At 67.9% G+C, this 15,288-nt stretch carries 17 protein-coding genes; 9 read left to right on the forward strand and 8 right to left on the reverse strand.

Features of this window, described 5'->3' with window-relative positions:
* Positions 1–72: 72 nt before the first annotated feature.
* Positions 73–267 (reverse strand): hypothetical protein, encoded by a 195-nt coding sequence (locus tag ACTHM3_RS09245; RefSeq protein ID WP_440405799.1) that lies wholly within the window; start codon positions 265–267, stop codon positions 73–75.
* Between the two features lie 311 nt (positions 268–578).
* Here ACTHM3_RS09245 and ACTHM3_RS09250 point away from each other — a divergent pair, with 311 nt between their 5' ends.
* From ACTHM3_RS09250 to ACTHM3_RS09260, 3 genes are all read left to right on the forward strand, one after another.
* Positions 579–1,055, forward strand: coding sequence for a DUF4304 domain-containing protein (locus ACTHM3_RS09250; protein ID WP_440405800.1), 477 nt, complete (start codon positions 579–581; stop codon positions 1,053–1,055).
* Between the two features lie 554 nt (positions 1,056–1,609).
* The gene (locus tag ACTHM3_RS09255) at positions 1,610–2,176 is read left to right on the forward strand and encodes a recombinase family protein (protein ID WP_440405801.1); all 567 of its coding nucleotides are present in this window, start codon (positions 1,610–1,612) and stop codon (positions 2,174–2,176) included.
* The gene (locus tag ACTHM3_RS09260) at positions 2,169–3,761 is read left to right on the forward strand and encodes an LA2681 family HEPN domain-containing protein (protein WP_440405802.1); all 1,593 of its coding nucleotides are present in this window, start codon (positions 2,169–2,171) and stop codon (positions 3,759–3,761) included. Before ACTHM3_RS09255 ends, ACTHM3_RS09260 begins: the two co-directional genes overlap by 8 nt.
* Positions 3,762–3,770: 9 nt before the next feature.
* Here the strand turns inward: ACTHM3_RS09260 and ACTHM3_RS09265 are convergent, their stop codons facing one another.
* From ACTHM3_RS09265 to ACTHM3_RS09275, 3 genes are all read right to left on the reverse strand, one after another.
* Positions 3,771–4,961: a hypothetical protein gene (locus tag ACTHM3_RS09265; protein ID WP_440405803.1), complete on the reverse strand. Its 1,191-nt coding sequence runs from the start codon at positions 4,959–4,961 to the stop codon at positions 3,771–3,773.
* 360 nt (positions 4,962–5,321) lie between these two features.
* The gene (locus ACTHM3_RS09270) at positions 5,322–5,669 is read right to left on the reverse strand and encodes a helix-turn-helix domain-containing protein (protein ID WP_440405804.1); all 348 of its coding nucleotides are present in this window, start codon (positions 5,667–5,669) and stop codon (positions 5,322–5,324) included.
* On the reverse strand, positions 5,666–6,778 hold the full coding sequence (locus ACTHM3_RS09275) for a tyrosine-type recombinase/integrase (protein ID WP_440405805.1): 1,113 nt from the start codon (positions 6,776–6,778) through the stop codon (positions 5,666–5,668). Before ACTHM3_RS09275 ends, ACTHM3_RS09270 begins: the two co-directional genes overlap by 4 nt.
* 499 nt (positions 6,779–7,277) lie before the next feature.
* Here ACTHM3_RS09275 and ACTHM3_RS09280 point away from each other — a divergent pair, with 499 nt between their 5' ends.
* Positions 7,278–7,532 (forward strand): hypothetical protein, encoded by a 255-nt coding sequence (locus ACTHM3_RS09280; RefSeq protein ID WP_440405806.1) that lies wholly within the window; start codon positions 7,278–7,280, stop codon positions 7,530–7,532.
* Between the two features lie 108 nt (positions 7,533–7,640).
* The gene (locus ACTHM3_RS09285) at positions 7,641–9,065 is read left to right on the forward strand and encodes an adenylyl cyclase (RefSeq protein ID WP_440405807.1); all 1,425 of its coding nucleotides are present in this window, start codon (positions 7,641–7,643) and stop codon (positions 9,063–9,065) included.
* 69 nt (positions 9,066–9,134) lie between these two features.
* Here ACTHM3_RS09285 and ACTHM3_RS09290 read toward each other — a convergent pair whose 3' ends face one another.
* The 3 genes from ACTHM3_RS09290 to ACTHM3_RS09300 are packed head-to-tail and all read right to left on the reverse strand — an operon-like array spanning position 9,135 to position 10,836.
* Positions 9,135–9,605 carry a heme-degrading domain-containing protein gene (locus tag ACTHM3_RS09290; protein ID WP_440405808.1) on the reverse strand — a complete coding sequence of 157 codons (471 nt, stop codon included), beginning with the start codon at positions 9,603–9,605 and terminating at the stop codon, positions 9,135–9,137.
* Positions 9,602–10,069 carry an NUDIX domain-containing protein gene (locus tag ACTHM3_RS09295; RefSeq protein WP_440405809.1) on the reverse strand — a complete coding sequence of 156 codons (468 nt, stop codon included), beginning with the start codon at positions 10,067–10,069 and terminating at the stop codon, positions 9,602–9,604. The genes ACTHM3_RS09290 and ACTHM3_RS09295 overlap by 4 nt, the downstream gene beginning before the upstream one ends.
* Positions 10,066–10,836, reverse strand: a complete 771-nt coding sequence (locus tag ACTHM3_RS09300) for an SDR family oxidoreductase (RefSeq protein WP_440405810.1) — start codon at positions 10,834–10,836, stop codon at positions 10,066–10,068. The genes ACTHM3_RS09295 and ACTHM3_RS09300 overlap by 4 nt, the downstream gene beginning before the upstream one ends.
* Positions 10,837–10,893: 57 nt before the next feature.
* Here ACTHM3_RS09300 and ACTHM3_RS09305 point away from each other — a divergent pair, with 57 nt between their 5' ends.
* The 4 genes from ACTHM3_RS09305 to ACTHM3_RS09320 all read left to right on the forward strand — a co-directional run bounded on the left by ACTHM3_RS09305 (position 10,894) and on the right by ACTHM3_RS09320 (position 13,632).
* Positions 10,894–11,391 carry an NfeD family protein gene (locus ACTHM3_RS09305; RefSeq protein WP_440405811.1) on the forward strand — a complete coding sequence of 166 codons (498 nt, stop codon included), beginning with the start codon at positions 10,894–10,896 and terminating at the stop codon, positions 11,389–11,391.
* Positions 11,388–12,359 carry an SPFH domain-containing protein gene (locus ACTHM3_RS09310; protein ID WP_440405812.1) on the forward strand — a complete coding sequence of 324 codons (972 nt, stop codon included), beginning with the start codon at positions 11,388–11,390 and terminating at the stop codon, positions 12,357–12,359. Before ACTHM3_RS09305 ends, ACTHM3_RS09310 begins: the two co-directional genes overlap by 4 nt.
* Positions 12,340–13,125, forward strand: a complete 786-nt coding sequence (locus tag ACTHM3_RS09315) for a glycerophosphodiester phosphodiesterase family protein (RefSeq protein ID WP_440405813.1) — start codon at positions 12,340–12,342, stop codon at positions 13,123–13,125. Before ACTHM3_RS09310 ends, ACTHM3_RS09315 begins: the two co-directional genes overlap by 20 nt.
* Positions 13,126–13,257: 132 nt before the next feature.
* Positions 13,258–13,632, forward strand: a complete 375-nt coding sequence (locus tag ACTHM3_RS09320) for an RNA polymerase-binding protein RbpA (protein ID WP_440405814.1) — start codon at positions 13,258–13,260, stop codon at positions 13,630–13,632.
* A 40-nt stretch (positions 13,633–13,672) separates the two neighbouring features.
* On the opposite strand, the gene lnt is transcribed toward ACTHM3_RS09320, so the two are convergent.
* Positions 13,673–15,283, reverse strand: a complete 1,611-nt coding sequence (lnt, locus tag ACTHM3_RS09325; protein WP_440405815.1) for an apolipoprotein N-acyltransferase — start codon at positions 15,281–15,283, stop codon at positions 13,673–13,675.
* Positions 15,284–15,288 lie beyond the last annotated feature (5 nt).

Raw genomic sequence — 15,288 nt, forward strand, 5'->3', positions numbered from 1 at the left:
CGCCAAGCTCGATTGGCCTGATGGGGACGCTCGTCCTTAGGCGATCGTCTTCGACACGTCAGAGCGAATCTGTCATCGAAATTCGCTGATGTCGTGATCCATCTTCCATTCGCCGCCGTGGAGAGCGAAGTAGCGCTCCCTCCACTCCGCCTTGAGTCGGCGCGGATCGAGCGGCCGATACCCGGGCGTGCTCTTGGCACGATGCGTTTGATGTTCACGCTCGCTGCGATAGTCGGTCCAATCATCATGAGCCGCCAAGAGCATCACGACGGCGTTGTCGATCTGTTCTGGGCTCCACGAGCCGCGGCGCGAGCCAGTGGCCAAGTGAATCCGGGCGAAAGTCTCCCTGTAGCCCAACGGCTGGAATAGCTGAATCGCAGTTGATAGCGCTCGCACTCGCCGGGCTAGCGGTCGCGACGGATCGGCTGCTGTCCTGAGATCCGTCCGAAACACAAATGACAGGTTCTCACGCTGCCCGCGGGACGAGCGACCTCGCTTATCAACTCGGGCATCGCAAAACGATCGGTCTTGGCGCAGTCGCGATTGGTCTGGCGCGGGCCCAAGTTACGCTCAGCGCCATGAGAGCCCCGGATCAGTTGCGCACGATGATGAAGGAACAGATCGCGCCGGCACTCCGCTCCGCGGGGTTCAAAGGGTCGGGAGCACAGTTCTATCTTCCCGACGAGTCGATGTTCCTCTTGCTCGGATTGCAGTCCTCATCGTCCAGCACGGCGGAGAGCGTTCGTTTTACCTTCAACGTCAGCGCCATGAGCAAGGCCGACTGGCAGGAGCGTTGGGGGCAGCGACGTGCCCACCCCTCCGGCAACGTGAACTATGGGCGGTTCCAATGGCACGAGCGCATCGGGCGCTTGATGGGGCGCGGCGACGCGTGGTGGACGCTGGACTCTGCCGCGCTCGACCGCGACCTGGTCAGCGCAGCAGTTGAGGATGCACTCCTTCAATATGCCGTCCCCGCACTCGTAGCCAGACGAGACGATCACAGACGACTCGCGGGCCGCCCCGAGATTGAGATTGAGATTGGCGAGTGCGGATAGCGATTCTGGGCGGTGCGCTGGCGCTCCGATGGCCGTCGAGGTCAGGCTCCTCGGAATGCTTCTTCCGCGATCTGCTCCCACCGCGGTCGCCAATCGGATAGGAATCTGAGCTGTACTTCCGGATTCGTTCGATCCGTCAACTTGAGCCACCGTCGCGAGAACTCAACAGCGACGGCCGTGCAAAGTTCCGCCGACTCCGGCCCAAGCGGCGCGCTTTCAAGGTCCGAGATTCCACCCCAGTAGATGTAGCCACCCATCGCTTGCTCAACCTCGAATGCCAAGTGCATGCACTCCGCCATGACCTCAGCACACACTTCGAACGCGGGCTCTGTGCTTGCCGTCACGCGCCGAGACGCGTCGTCCATCAGGGCTGCGAATCGCTCCTCTGGCGTCACTACGACAGTATGTCCGGGCGCGGGCGCAATTTTCGGCCGTGCCGGAAACGATCGTTTCCGGACGCGCCCCGAGAGTGACATCAAGCCGGTCGTCTGCACGTCCGATTGCCGTGTCCGAATGGCGGCGATAATGACGTCCGTTTGTGTGACACTGCGCGGGTGACCACCCACCGCATCGGCTACTCGCGCGTCTCGACGCTTGATCAGGACCCGTCGAGCCAGCAAGACGCTCTTGAGCGCGCGGGCGTGGATCGGGTGTTCGTCGAGCACTTCAGCGGGACCCGGGCGAGTCGACCCGGGTGGGACCGCGCGCGAGAGCAACTGCGAGCCGGCGACACACTTGTCGTCACCCGACTGGACCGCCTCGGGCGCTCGACGAAAGACCTTCTCGAGATCAGCCAATGGCTCGAGGCCGGCCGGATTGAGCTGCAGGTGCTCGAGCAGCCGATCGACACCCGATCACCCGAGGGGCGGATGTTCTTCACGATCCTGGCCGCGTTCGCACAGTTCGAGCGCGACCTTATCGTGGCTCGGACCAAAGACGGGCTCGCCGCGGCGAAGGCAAGGGGGAGGACCGGCGGCCGACGTCCGAAGCTGACGCCGCAGAAGATGACGCACATCGTCGAACGGCACGGCTCGGGGGAGTCGGTCACCTCGCTCGCGGCCTACTTCGGGGTGAGTCGGCAGACGATCTATCGGACGCTGGACGGAGCAGCGAATGGCTAATGAGGTGGGTCGCGTCCCGGGGGCCTGGATCCGTCGTCGCGACTCGCTCATCGGGATATTCGAGCGTGGCGACTCGGGGACGATCGCGCTCATCAAGAACTTCGCCAGCGACCTTGATGCCGCATTCGATGCGCGCAAGCTGACCCCGTCCGCGTGGGCCCAGCTCAAGTTCACCTCCTCCTCGATGCTCATCAATCTCGGCGACGACCATCGCGATCGCGATGCCGTGGAGAGCGGAATCCGATGCGCTCAGGATGCTCTCGAACAAGACGGTGAGCCCCAGCTCGCCGAGCAGCTTCAATACAACATCGCCAATGGCCGATCGGCGCTCCACAAGCTCAACGCCCGAGAGTGGAAGGCGGCGGACCCGACTCTGCCGCCGGGGCTGATCGCCCTTCGCGACCGCGAAATGCTGCGGCATCTGCGTCGCGGTTTCTCGGTCGTGGGCTACTCCGCCGCACACGACGACACCAGAGGCAGAGCCCTCTGCAATCTCGGCAACGAGCTCGATCACTCGGGTCGCTGGGTCGAGGCCTACCAGGCGTATGTCGATGCCCTGACGGCTGACCCGACCAACGGCAACGCGGCAGGCAACGCTGCCGAGATGCTCCGGATCCGAGTCGCCCGAGGCCGGGGCCTCTCCGGCCACTACGCAGCGTTGTACGACAAGTACCGCGAGCAGGCTCTGAAGCACCGAGACCGCACCGTCGAGCTCGCAGGCGAGGACGTGGCGAAGCGTTGGGACGCGCTGCCGCCGTCCGGAAGCCAGGGCCACGTCTCGCACGACGGCGATCCACTCGACGGTTACCAGCAATGGATCAAGCAGCACCGTCTCGCGCTCACCCTCGCCGTCGAAGGCCTGGGCTCGGACAATCCGCGCTGGGACGATGCGCTCGTCCAGGGCGTTACGGTCCCGATGGAAGAACCTGACCCGCCTCGCATCTTCACCTCGATGAACGTCCTCAAGGCCGAATATCTCGTCGCCCGACGGCTGGCGTTCGACGGTGAGGTCCTTCTCAACGAATCGCCGTTCGCGCAGCATCCTTCCGACAGCGGCACCTACTCCGACACGTTGGACATGTCGCTCTACGGCGAGACGCCCGCTCGCCTCGTACTCGCGCAGCGAGCGACGCTCGACCTCCTCGACAAGATCGCCGTCGCCGCCAACGACCATTTCGAAACCGGCCTCGTTCCTCGCGTCGTGAACTTCGCAAAGTATTGGAGAGAGCCGGGGAGCGACGTGCTTCGCGATGGTCTCCCGGTGCCCGACAAGCTCATGAGTGCCGGCGTCGCATTGGCCGAGCTCGCTTTCGACATGGACCCGGCGGGGATGTACCCGGCGGCCAAGACACTCCGCAACGCCGGCACACACCGGCTGGTCAACCTGACGTGGGGCGAGGCGACTGGCGCGACGGAGCTCGCGCATAGCAGCGTCGATGCTCGCAGCCTCATCGAGGCAACCCGCGAAGCGCTCCGGGTGGCACGAGCCGCGTACATCTACCTGATCGATCTGGTTCAGGATCAGCAAGACGCTTTGCCCGACGACGAACATCGTCCTCAGCTGCCGATCTACGACCAACCCTGATTCGTCGCGCTAACGCGCCCGGTCGCCGAGCTCGCGGCGCCGGAGGGTGACGTAGTCCGAGCCGGAGCCTCCGGCAACGTGTGCCGCAATGATGGCGGGGGCGTACCCGAGGGTGTTGATCAAGCTCTTCGGGTCGAGTTCGCGGCCGAGGTCGCGCAAGGTCGCATTCCGGGCGCGTTGGCCGTCGATGCCGAGGGCGAGAAGCCTCTCGCCGAGGGTGCTCTCGTGGAGGTGGTGTCCGGCGCGCGTCCCTGGGAAGAGCCAGTCGGTGCCGGTGTTCGTGGTTTGCTGGTTCGCCCGGTTGCGCAGGTGGGTCCAGAACATTGGCGCGATCGGCTCGGGGACGAGGGTGGGAATCTTGCCGAGGCGGATGTGCATCGCGTCCGGCTCGAGAGTGACGTCGGCGGTGGTGAGGGCGACGATCTTGTTCAGCGGGTGAGCCCATAGCAGCAGGAGCAGGCCGGCGATGCGCGTGGAGAGCGCGACCTGCTCGAGCGTGAGGCAGTTGACGACGAGTTGGATCCGCTGGCTCTGGGTGAGTTGGGGTTCGGACTGTGCTGCGCGGCGGGGAGCGTCGAGCCGGTTCGCGCCGTGGCGTTGCTGTTCGGGGTTGAGCCAGCGCACGAAGTTCCGGATGTGCCGGCGGGTGCTGGTGCCGCTGCTGAGGTACTCGTCGACGTGCGCCTGCTGCAGGGCGGCGGGTCCGACGTCGTGGGTGTCTCGGAGCCACAAGAGGAACTTTCCGGCTTCGGTGATCTCTTGCTTGGCCGCGTGCGTGACCGTCTGGAGCTGCGCAGTCGGATCGTCCGCCCGGCGGCGGGTTCGGCGCAGGTGGTGCCATGTGCCGAAGCGTTCGATAGTGGCGCGGGTGCCGTCGTCGGGCAGCTGCGCGACGCGTTCGGTGAGCCACGTCTCGAACCGGACAAGGGGGAGTGGTCCACGCTGGGGGAGCATGCGGTGGTGTTCGAGGATCGCACGGAGATGATCGGCCGCAGTTGAGCCGCGCAGCTGATCGAAGGCGTCGTGGGTGAGTTCGAGGTTCCGGGCGCCGACCCGGCTCAGAAGGTCTCTGGCTTTGGCTCCGCGCATCCAGGTGTAGACGCTTTCGGGGCGTTCGGCGGAGCTGAGTACGCCGACCAGGCGGTGCAGGCGGAGATCGTCGCCGGGTCGAAGAATGTCGCGGAGGTCGTCCTCGAGCACGCAGCGTGCGCAGAGACCCTTGCGGAATCGTTCGGCCGGCCGCATCGGTCGCACGTGAGCGCAGTCGTGATACCGGCACAGCTTCGGCACCACAGGTCGCCTTCGGGGGAGCGGCCAGGCAGCATCCGGTGTTCGCTGCATCCGGCGCAGGTGCCGAAGGTGTGCGTCGCTTGGGTGAAGCATGCTCCGCAGATTTGGCCGTCGGGCCACCGAACCCGTATCCGAGGGGTGGCCCGCCGGCATCGGTCGCAGGTCAGGTTGCCTTCCGCTCGCGGTCGGCCACGCTTCTGAGGCTCGACGAACCCGAGGATCGTGGGAGAGCGCCGCGACCCGTTCCCGCCGGTCGCTGGGCGGCCGCTGCTATTGGTCATCGTCGATGATGCGGGCCCGTACGGGCTTGTGGTCGCGGATGTCGGGGATGCCGTCGGCGCGAGAGCCGGCCCGTCTCTTCGCGCGGACGGTAGTTGTGTCGTGCGCGGTGAAGGTGATGAGGTCGTTGGGCGTCACGTCGAGCACGTCACACAGCGCTGCGAGCACCTTGAGCGAGACACGCTCGGGGTCCTGATTCACGATCCGCCACACCGCGTTGACGGTGAGGGTGATGCCACGTTCTTGCAGCAGGGGAGCGAGGTCCTTGGCCTTCCGGATGTGGCGCCGGGCCATGAGCTCGGGCAGGTGCCACGCGTAGTCGATCTCGCGTCGGGTCATGACTTCCTCTTTTCATCGATGAGAGCTTGTGCGGCCGCGAGGGTGCGCTCGTGCGCTGCCTTCAGTGCGAGCACTTGGTAGTCGGGGGAGGGGAGGGTGTAGCCCGTGGTTGTCGAGACGTGCTCGTGACCCATCTGGTGTTGAACGAAGGTCGCGTCGAATTTCTCGACGTACTGCAGATGGGTCGCGTACGAGCGGCGGAAGGAGTGAATGTCGAGCCCCGGCGGGAACCCGAGCTCGTCGACGAGAGCGCGCAACTTCGACCACAGATGCGACTCGCCGACGATCTTCCCGCCAGAGGTGGGGAACAGATCCGTGATCGGATCTCCGAACTCCTGCAGTCCCCACTCGACCCAATCCCGAACCACGTCGACCGACCATTGCCAGACGGTCAGCACGGAACGGACCTTCTTCGCGGATCCTCGGGGCGGCTTGCCCCATCGGACTCGCAGGACGCCGAAATCGCCGAAGTAGGGCGCGGAGCCGTTGCGGGAGAAGTCGACGAGCTGCAGGTGTCGGACCTCGTTCGAGCGAAGACCCCACGCGTACGTCGTCTTCAACGCGACCGCGTCGCGCCATGCAGCGAGACCGCCTCGTCGGCCGGACTCACGGATCCGCACCACCTCGAGGTCCGCGAGATCGAACAGCTGCTGCAGCTCGTTCTGCGTAAACGGTCGCTTCTTCGGCCGGGTCTCGGTCGGGACCGAGTGGGTGACTCTGTTCAGCTCCGTGACGATCTGAACGAACACGCTCCCGAACAGGCGGGCGCTCTGCTCGTTCCAGTCGTAGCGGCTGTCTGTCGCGTAGTCGCAGAACAGCTTGATCGAGGTCTGATAGCTGCGCACCGTGGAGTGAGAGAGGTTCTTCACGCCGCGGGCATGCGAGAAGAACTCGTCGGCGTCGCCGAGTGTCCATTCCCACGGGTAATGGCCGCTGAAGTCGATGAGCTGCTGCACGAGCTTGCGACGAACGCGGATGGTGGCGGGGGAGAAGTCCTTCGCTTGCTGCTGGCGCTCCCAGCCCTTGAGCACCTCCGCGATGAAGCGATCCGGATCCGGCGCTTCGCTCCCGAAGGGAGCGAAGACGACGTTGTCGCGCTCGTCTTTCACGCGCTGAACACGCTCCGGGGCACGTTGCGACTGTCGCACATTATTTGCGTCTGTCGCAACGCGCAGTCAAGAAATGCCCGGTCAAGCCGCATTCAAGGGCCACGCGTGCACGGGCTCTGGCCAAGCCAGGCATCGTCATCAACGATGAACGTGACCTTGTAAACCCCAGGTCAGGGGAGGGTTCTCGCGCAAATCGTCCCGGTCGCGAAAGATGCGGTAATTGCATCAGACGCACAAAGAGTATTTACCTACTGACATAATGCTGATTATCGGATGACGGGACTACGTGATTCCCCCAATGGTCACGATCACCGTCGCGTGGCTAGGCTGCACCAGTTCCACATCAGGCGGCCGTCGACGTCCGCCCCGAGGACAGCGATGTCCTCCCGGTTGCGCCGAGGGCCATGTATCTGCCAGGAAGCAGGTCACGGTGAATTCCTCAGTTCCATCCCCTTCCGGACGACCCCGAGTCGGTCGACGCATCATCGGCGCCGGCGCCGTGGTCGGTGCGGTCGCGTTCGGCGTCCTCGGCACGACGCAGGTCGCGGCCGCCGCGCCGTCGTCCTCCGATCTCGGCCCGAACGTGGTGGTGTTCTCGCCGGACATGCCGCAGGCCGACATCCAGGCGAAGGTCGACGCGATCTACGCGCAGCAGGCCGACAACGAGATGGGAACGGCGCGCTACGCCCTCCTGTTCAAGCCGGGAACGTACGGGTCGGCCACGAACCCGCTCGACATCCGGGTGGGCTACTAAACCGAGGTCGACGGTCTCGGGCAGGACCCGTCCGGGGTCACGATCAACGGCGGGGTCACCGCGATCGGCAAGAACGGCAGCGGCGCGCTCGACACGTTCTGGCGGGCGATGTCGAACCTCACCATCCACGTCGTGCCGACCTCGGACGCCTGCCACACCGGCAACGAGATGTGGGCGGTCTCGCAGGCGGCGCCCATGCGGCGCGTGGACGTCAAGGACTACACGACGTTCATGCCGTACTGCGAGAGCCCGAACTACGCCAGCGGCGGCTTCGTCGCCGACTCGAAGCTCGAGGGCGGCGCGCTGAACGGCTCGCAGCAGCAGTTCTACGTGCGCAACACGGACCTCGGTGCCGGCTGGTCGAACGGCGTCTGGAACCAGGTGTTCTCCGGCGACATCAACGCGCCGGCGCAGTCGTTCCCGAACCCTCCGTACACGACGCTGACGGCGACCCCGGTCTCCCGTGAGAAGCCGTACCTGTACGTCGACGCCAACGGCGCCTACCGGGTGTTCGTGCCGAGCGCGCAGACCAACTCGGTCGGCACCACCTGGGCGAACGGCCACACGCCGGGCAGGTCGCTGCCGCTCAGCAGCTTCTTCGTGGCGCACCCGTCGGACTCGATCGCGAAGATCAACTGCGCGCTCGCGCAGGGCAAGAACCTGCTCATCACGCCCGGCGTCTACGACGTCGCGCAGAGCATCGCGGTCAAGCGCGCCGACACCGTGGTCCTGGGTCTCGGTCTCGCGACCCTGACCGCGCAGAACGGCTCCGTGCCGATGACCGTCGCCGACGTCCGCGGCGTCGACATCGCGGGTCTCACCTTCGACGCCGGCACCGTGAACTCCCCCACCCTGCTGCGCGTCGGCACCGGGCACCAGAAGGGCGGCCCGCACCACGCCAGCGCCGCCGACCCGACCGCCCTGCAGGACGTGTTCTTCCGCATCGGCGGACCGCACGTCGGCAAGGCCACGACGAGTCTCGAGGTGAACACCGATGACACGATCCTTGACGACATCTGGGCCTGGCGAGCCGATCACGGTGTCGAGGGCTCGGTCGGGTGGACGGTCAACACCGCCGACACCGGCGTGGTCGTGAACGGCGACGACGTCACCGCCACTGGGCTCTTCGTCGAGCACTACCAGAAGTACAACGTGGTGTGGAACGGCGAGCGCGGTCGGACCGTGTTCTTCCAGAACGAGCTGCCCTACGACGCGCCGAACCAGGCCGCCTGGCAGCACGACGGGGTGAACGGCTGGGCGGCGTACAAGGTCGCGGACTCCGTGCAGACGCACGAAGCCTGGGGGCTCGGCAGCTACATCTACACGAACGTCAACCCGAGCCTCCACGCGACGCAGTCGTTCGAGGTGCCGAACCGGCCCGGTGTGGTGATGCACGACATGACGACCGTCGCGCTCAACACGAACGCGGGGACGATCGACCACGTGATCGATGGGCAGGGTCCCGCCGCGACCGGGACGGTCTCCGGTCAGGCGCAGACCGTGACGACGTACTCGAACGGGGTCGCTCACTAGCGGCACCGATCGGATGACGCACGACGGCCCCCGGAGGATCTCCGGGGGCCGTCGTGGCGTGCGCTCGATTCAGCCGCGGACCGCGAGGTAGCGGGCGACGGCGTCGGTGACGACCTGGTGGTCGATCACGTCCGGCTCCCCCGACATCGTGATCGTGCCGACCATCTGCCCGTCGACCCGGATGGGCAGCGAGCCGCCGTGGGCCTTGAGGACGTCGTGGTCGACGTCGTCGCGCTCCTCGAACGGGGTGCCCGCCTCCTCGTGGGTTCGGCGCACGCGCAGCGACGGCTCACCGAAGCGCTCGACCACCGCGGACTTGCCCGCGAGCCACGGGTCGTTGCCGGGCCCCGTGGAGCCGAGCTTGGCGACGAAGACGACGTCGCCGCGCAGCACGATGCGAACGGCGAGGCTCCGACCGGCCGCCTTGATGGCGGCGATCGCCTCGAGCCCGAGCGCCACGGCGTCGTCGTTCTCGAACGACGGGACGTCGAGGCCCGTCGGATCGATGTCCTCGGCGCGGTAGACGGGCAGGTCGGTCATGGGTGTCCCTTCGTCGGTGCGTGGATGCGGACCAGGTCGGCCAGATCCGCGGGCTCCGCCTCGTGGGCGGTCGCGACCTCCTCGTCGATCTCCGCGGCGGTCATCCACCGCCACGCGACGATCTCGCTCAGCTCCTCGTCGGTCCAGCCGTCGCGCTGGGGCTCGAACGCCGCCGGGACGCGGATCGCGTACCAGGCCCAGTGCCCCTCGTCGTACGGATGCCAGCGCTGGTCGGGCGCGAAGTCCGACTCCGCGAACGGCGCCGGCACCACGTCGAGCTCGAGCCCGGTCTCCTCGCGCAGCTCGCGGATCGCGGCCGCGTCGTGGTCCTCCCCCGGGTCCACTCCCCCGCCCGGCGTGATCCAGCGCGGCGGGACCTCGCGGCTCTTGCCGTAGTGCAGGAAGAGCAGGACCCGGTCGTCCGGGTCGAACAGGAGCACCCGCGAGGTCGCGCGGAACGTCACGGCTGCGCGAACCCGCTCACGTCGCCGACGAGGCGGGTGTGGTCCTCCGGCACCGGGTCGACGGCGGCGCGGGCGACCTCGGCGGCGAACTCCGACACCGTGTAGAGGCGGCCGGCCTCCTCGCGCCGCGACTCCAGCGCGCCCGGCTGGGCCCGCTCGAGGAGCGTGGCGGTGATCGTGCCCTCGATCATGTCGCCGGACACCACGACGAACGAGATCTCGCGCTCCTCCAGCTCGCCGAGGCGGGCGCGCAGCGCGTCCTCGCCGGCGCGCTTGCTGCGCGCGACGGGCTCGTACAGGTCCATGGTCGCGGTCGTGTTGATGAAGTGGGCCTGGTGCGACGTCACGAAGACGACGCGTGCCCCGCTCGGCATCAGCGGGAGCGCCTTCTCGAGCACGTCGACCTGGGCGTCGCGGTTGAGCTTGAGGGCGTAGTCCTCGGCCATGCCGCTCTCCATGCCACCTGAGGCATTGAGGACGAGGAGGTCGAGGCCGTCCCACTCCGCCTTGACCATCGCGAACATCGCGGCGACCGAGTCCGGCTCGGTGAGGTCGGCTCCCACGGCGATCGCCTCGCCTCCTGCCTCCTCGATGGCTGCGACGACCTTGAGCGCGCGGGCCTCCTTGTTGCGGAAGTTGACGGCGACCCGGGCGCCGGCCTCGGCGAGGTAGCGGGCGGTGTCGGCGCCGATCCCCCGGCTGGATCCGGTGACGAGAGCGCGGACGCCGTCGAGGGATCCGGGGGCGAGGACGGTCTCGGAGTTCACGGGAACCGACCCTACCGAACCGGCCCGCCCGCGCTCCCCCGGTGCTACCGTCGAGGCATGCCCGGCGACGTGATCTCCACGTGGGCCTGGGTGGTGTGGCTGGCACTCATCGTCATCTTCCTGATCGTCGAGGTGCTCACCCTCGACTTCACCTTCCTGATGCTCTCGATCGGGAGCTTCGGCGGCCTCGTCGCCGGCCTGCTCGGGGCCCCGTGGTGGGTCGGGATCCTCGTGGCCGGCATCCTCGCGATGCTGCTGCTGTTCTTCCTGCGCCCTCCCCTGCTGCACCGATTGCGTCGCGGCGGCGACCCTGCCCGCACCAACGTCGACGCGCTGCTCGGGATCTCCGGCACCGTGGTGCTCGTCTTCCCGGACGGCCGCGGCCAGGTGAAGCTCGCGAACGGCGAGACCTGGACCTCCCGCATCGGGAGCCCCTCCTCGACCGATGTCCTCGTCGAGGGCGAACAGGTCGTCGTGACCTCCATCGACGGGGCGACCGCCGTGGTCGTGCCCGCCGATCGGCACCGAACCGAATCCGAAGGAGCCACCTCATGACCGACGGTCAGATCTTCGGCAACGTGGTCCTCATCATCGTGATCGTCGTCGTGGCGATCTTCGTTCTGACGGTCCTGTTCCGCTCGATCCGCATCATCCCGCAGGCCTATGCCGGCATCGTGGAGCGGCTCGGCCGATACCACAAGACCCTCATGCCGGGCCTCAACCTGCTCGTGCCGTTCATCGACCGGCTCCGCCCGCTCGTCGACCTCCGTGAGCAGGTCGTGAGCTTCCCGCCGCAGCCGGTCATCACCGAGGACAACCTGGTCGTCTCGATCGACACGGTCGTCTACTTCCAGGTGACGGATGCGCGCGCCGCCACCTACGAGATCGCCAACTACCTGGGAGCCGTCGAGCAACTCACGACGACCACGCTCCGCAACGTCGTCGGTGGGCTGAACCTCGAGGAGGCGCTGACCTCCCGCGACAACATCAACGGCCAGCTGCGCATCGTGCTCGACGAGGCGACCGGCAAGTGGGGAATCCGGGTCAGCCGCGTCGAGCTCAAGGCGATCGACCCGCCGGCCTCCATCCAGGACTCGATGGAGAAGCAGATGCGTGCCGAGCGCGACCGGCGCGCGGTGATCCTGACGGCCGAGGGCACCAAGCAGTCGCAGATCCTCGAGGCGGAGGGCCACCGGCAGGCCGCGATCCTCCAGGCGGAGGGTGACGCGAAGGCCCAGGTGCTCCGGGCCGAGGGCGAGGCGAAGGCCATCGAGACCGTCTTCGGGGCGATCCACCAGGGCGACCCGGACAGCAAGCTGCTCGCGTACCAGTACCTGCAGATGCTGCCGCAGATCGCCGAGGGCCAGGCCAACAAGCTCTGGATCATCCCGAGCGAGCTGACCGAGGCGCTCAAGGGCATCGGCGAGGGCTTCTTCGCCCAGCGCGACCCGCAGGCTGCGCGCCCCGCCCGAACGGCCGCCCCCGCGACCGACACGACCCCGGATGGCGGCACGGCCTCGTAACGGGCGGGTCGCGGCCGGGGGCTGGTTCGCCCCCGCTCTCCCCCGCGTCATCGCCCATCGAGGTCTCGCCGTCGAGGCCCCCGAGAATACGCTCCTCGCGTTCCTCCGCGCGCTCGCGACGGGGGTCGACTACATCGAGACCGACGTGCACGCATCGGCCGACGGCGTGGCCGTGATCAGCCACGATGCCGACCTGTCGCGGCTGACCGGTCGCGACGTGCGGGTGGGGCAGCTGACGGCGGCCGAGCTGGCCCGCATCGATCTCGGCGAGGGCCAGATCTACGCGACGCTGGCGGAGGCGCTCGACGCCTTCCCCGACGCGCGGTTCAACATCGACATCAAGGATCCGGCCGCCGCCGAGCCCGCCGCCGCGGCGATCCTCGCTGCGCACGCCACCCAGCGGGTGCTGATCAGCTCGTTCAGCGGACGTCGACGACGGGCGGCCGTCGATCGTCTCCCGGGCGTCGCGACCTCGGTCTCGTCGTTCGGGGTGCTCGTGACCGTGCTCGCGGCCCGCCTGGGCATCGCGGCCCTGGTGCGGCGCGCCCTGCGCGACGTCGATGCGATCCAGATCCCGCAGCGGGTGCTCGGGATGTCGACGACGTCCTCACGGGTCATCGCTGCGGTGCACGGCGCGGGCGCCGAGATGCACGTCTGGACGATCAACGACCCGGCCGTGATGCGCACCCTCCTCGAGCGCGGGGTCGACGGGATCATCACCGATCGCTGCGACCTCGCGATGGACGTGGTGCGCCGCCGAGCGTGATTCTTCGAGGTCGGAAGGATCCGCTGTGAAAGCTCTGAAAACGGCTTTCCGCGGGAAGGATCGGGACGAACCTCTCGTTGTACTTGAGTCGCGTCCCACCGGGCGCGCATGAGAGCGTCAGGAGGCCACACGATGGCAGATCGCAGCCTGCGCGGGATGAGGCTCGGCTCGCAGAGCATGCAGAGCGAAGAGGGCGTCGAGTTCTCCCCCCGCAAGAAGGTCACGTACCGCACCGAGGACGGCACCACGTTCGAGGTCGTCTTCGCCGCCGAGGCCGACGTCCCCGACACCTGGGACTCGCCGCGCACCGGTCACGAGGGTCGCCTCGTCGACGACCGCGGCGAGATCGTCGAGACGGAGCAGGCGGAGGTCAAGCCCGCCCGCACCCACTGGGACATGCTGCTCGAGCGCCGCACCCGCGCTGAGCTCGAGGAGCTCCTCGAGGAGCGGCTCCAGTACCTCCGCGCGCGGCGCGGGCAGGACAAGGCCTCGAAGAAGTCGGCGTAAGCGGGGAGTCCCGGACGGGTCTCGATACGCGGCTTCGCCGCTACTCGACCCGCCGCCGGCGGCGACGACCGAACCGCAGGGTGAGTCCCACGACGAGCGCGCCGAGCCCCAGCCCGCACACCAGCCACTCGATCTGACGCCCGCCGATCACGGCGGGCGTCATCGTCGTGGACAGAGGCGCGTCGTCGACCATCACGCCCGGCCGGTAGGTCGGCAGACGGTCGTGCTCGCTGCCGTCCGGGTGGATGATCGCGCTCGTGCCGACGGTCGAGACGTTGACGACGGTGCGACCGAGTTCGCGCGCCCGGATCCGGGCGATCGCGAGCTGCTGCACGCTCTCGTCGGTGAACTCCCCGAAGTCGGCGTTGTTGGTGGGCGCGAAGACGATGCGCCCGCCCTCGCGCACGCCGTCGGTCATGATCTGGTCGTCGACGATGTCGAAGCAGATCGCCACCGACGCGACCGTCTTGCCGATGTCGAGCACGTCGTCCGTCGTGCCCGGGGTGTACTCGCGGCCGATCAGGTCGATCAGCTGCGGCACGATCGCGTGGAAGAACGGCCGTTCCGGTACGTACTCGCCGAACGGGACCGGGTGCTTCTTGTCGTAGTAGTCGGTCGGGCGGCCCTTCTTCGGGTCCCACATCAGGACGGTGTTGAAGTACTTGCGCACGCCGTCGACCTTGCGCGTGGTGATGGTGCCGCCCACGAGCGGCGCCCCGGCGCGCGCGCCCACCTGATCCCAGTACGCGGCGGCCCCCGGATCCTCGAGCGGATCGACGTCGGAGGCGCCCTCGGGCCACACGACGACGTCGACGTGCCGATCGTAGAGCGGCTCGGTGGCCGCGACCTGGCCGAGGAGGTTGTCGCCGTAGTTCTTCGGCGGGTCGAAGTAGCCGGCTTTCGTGTCGCCCTGGACCGCGCCGACCCGCAGGGTGCCGTCGATCGCGACCGGGAACGCGGGCACCGCGACCATCAGCGTCGCGATCGACGTGACGAGCGCGGCGCGCGTCGCCCACCCTACGGAGGGCCGCTCCCGCCATGCCCCGTCCCACGGACGCCGCCGCAGACCCTCTTGGATCGCGGCGAGTCCGACGGCGCTGACGAACACCATCGCGAAGCTGACACCCGAGACCCCGAGCCACGGGAACAGGTTCGAGATCGCGCTGTCGGACTGCGATAGCGCGACGCGGCCCCACGCGAAGCCGCCCCACGGCCACACGCTCGCCACCGCCTCCCGCAGCGTCCACAGCCCCGCCACCACGGCCGGCACGAACAGCAGGCGCGACAGCAGCGTCGGGAACGCGGGGGCGACCCAGCAGTAGGCCAGCGTGATGAGCATCCCGCCCGCCCCGCACCAGGCGCCCATGAACACCGACAGGGCTCCCCACGGCAGCGGCCCGAGGAACGTGGTCGCCCAGAACACCTGCCAGCCGAAGAAGACCGTGCCGAACACGAATCCGACGAGGAACGCACCGCCGAGACGGCGCCCCTGCTGGATCAGGATCGCGAGCCCGATCCCGAGGAAGGCGGCGGGCCAGACGTCGCGATCGGGGAAGGCGCCGTCGAGGATCAAGGCCGCGCCCACCGCGACCACGAGTGCCCAGCCGAGCGGGAGCGGCGCGCGCAGCGGGTTCGCGGAGCCGGGCAGCACCGGCT

Origin of the sequence: Pseudolysinimonas sp. (assembly GCF_051954455.1) — a bacterium.
GTDB lineage: Bacteria > Actinomycetota > Actinomycetes > Actinomycetales > Microbacteriaceae > Pseudolysinimonas.

What these genes read in the sequence shown, in the direction of transcription:
- ACTHM3_RS09290 (WP_440405808.1), bottom strand. Translation starts at nt 9,605, where the DNA reads ATGACCGACCTGCCCGTCTACCGCGCCGAGGACATCGATCCGACGGGC.
- ACTHM3_RS09305 (WP_440405811.1), top strand. Translation starts at nt 10,894, where the DNA reads ATGCCCGGCGACGTGATCTCCACGTGGGCCTGGGTGGTGTGGCTGGCA.
- ACTHM3_RS09250 (WP_440405800.1), top strand. Translation starts at nt 579, where the DNA reads ATGAGAGCCCCGGATCAGTTGCGCACGATGATGAAGGAACAGATCGCG.
- ACTHM3_RS09260 (WP_440405802.1), top strand. Translation starts at nt 2,169, where the DNA reads ATGGCTAATGAGGTGGGTCGCGTCCCGGGGGCCTGGATCCGTCGTCGC.
- ACTHM3_RS09320 (WP_440405814.1), top strand. Translation starts at nt 13,258, where the DNA reads ATGGCAGATCGCAGCCTGCGCGGGATGAGGCTCGGCTCGCAGAGCATG.
- ACTHM3_RS09270 (WP_440405804.1), bottom strand. Translation starts at nt 5,669, where the DNA reads ATGACCCGACGCGAGATCGACTACGCGTGGCACCTGCCCGAGCTCATG.
- ACTHM3_RS09285 (WP_440405807.1), top strand. Translation starts at nt 7,641, where the DNA reads ATGTCGAACCTCACCATCCACGTCGTGCCGACCTCGGACGCCTGCCAC.
- ACTHM3_RS09315 (WP_440405813.1), top strand. Translation starts at nt 12,340, where the DNA reads ATGGCGGCACGGCCTCGTAACGGGCGGGTCGCGGCCGGGGGCTGGTTC.
- ACTHM3_RS09310 (WP_440405812.1), top strand. Translation starts at nt 11,388, where the DNA reads ATGACCGACGGTCAGATCTTCGGCAACGTGGTCCTCATCATCGTGATC.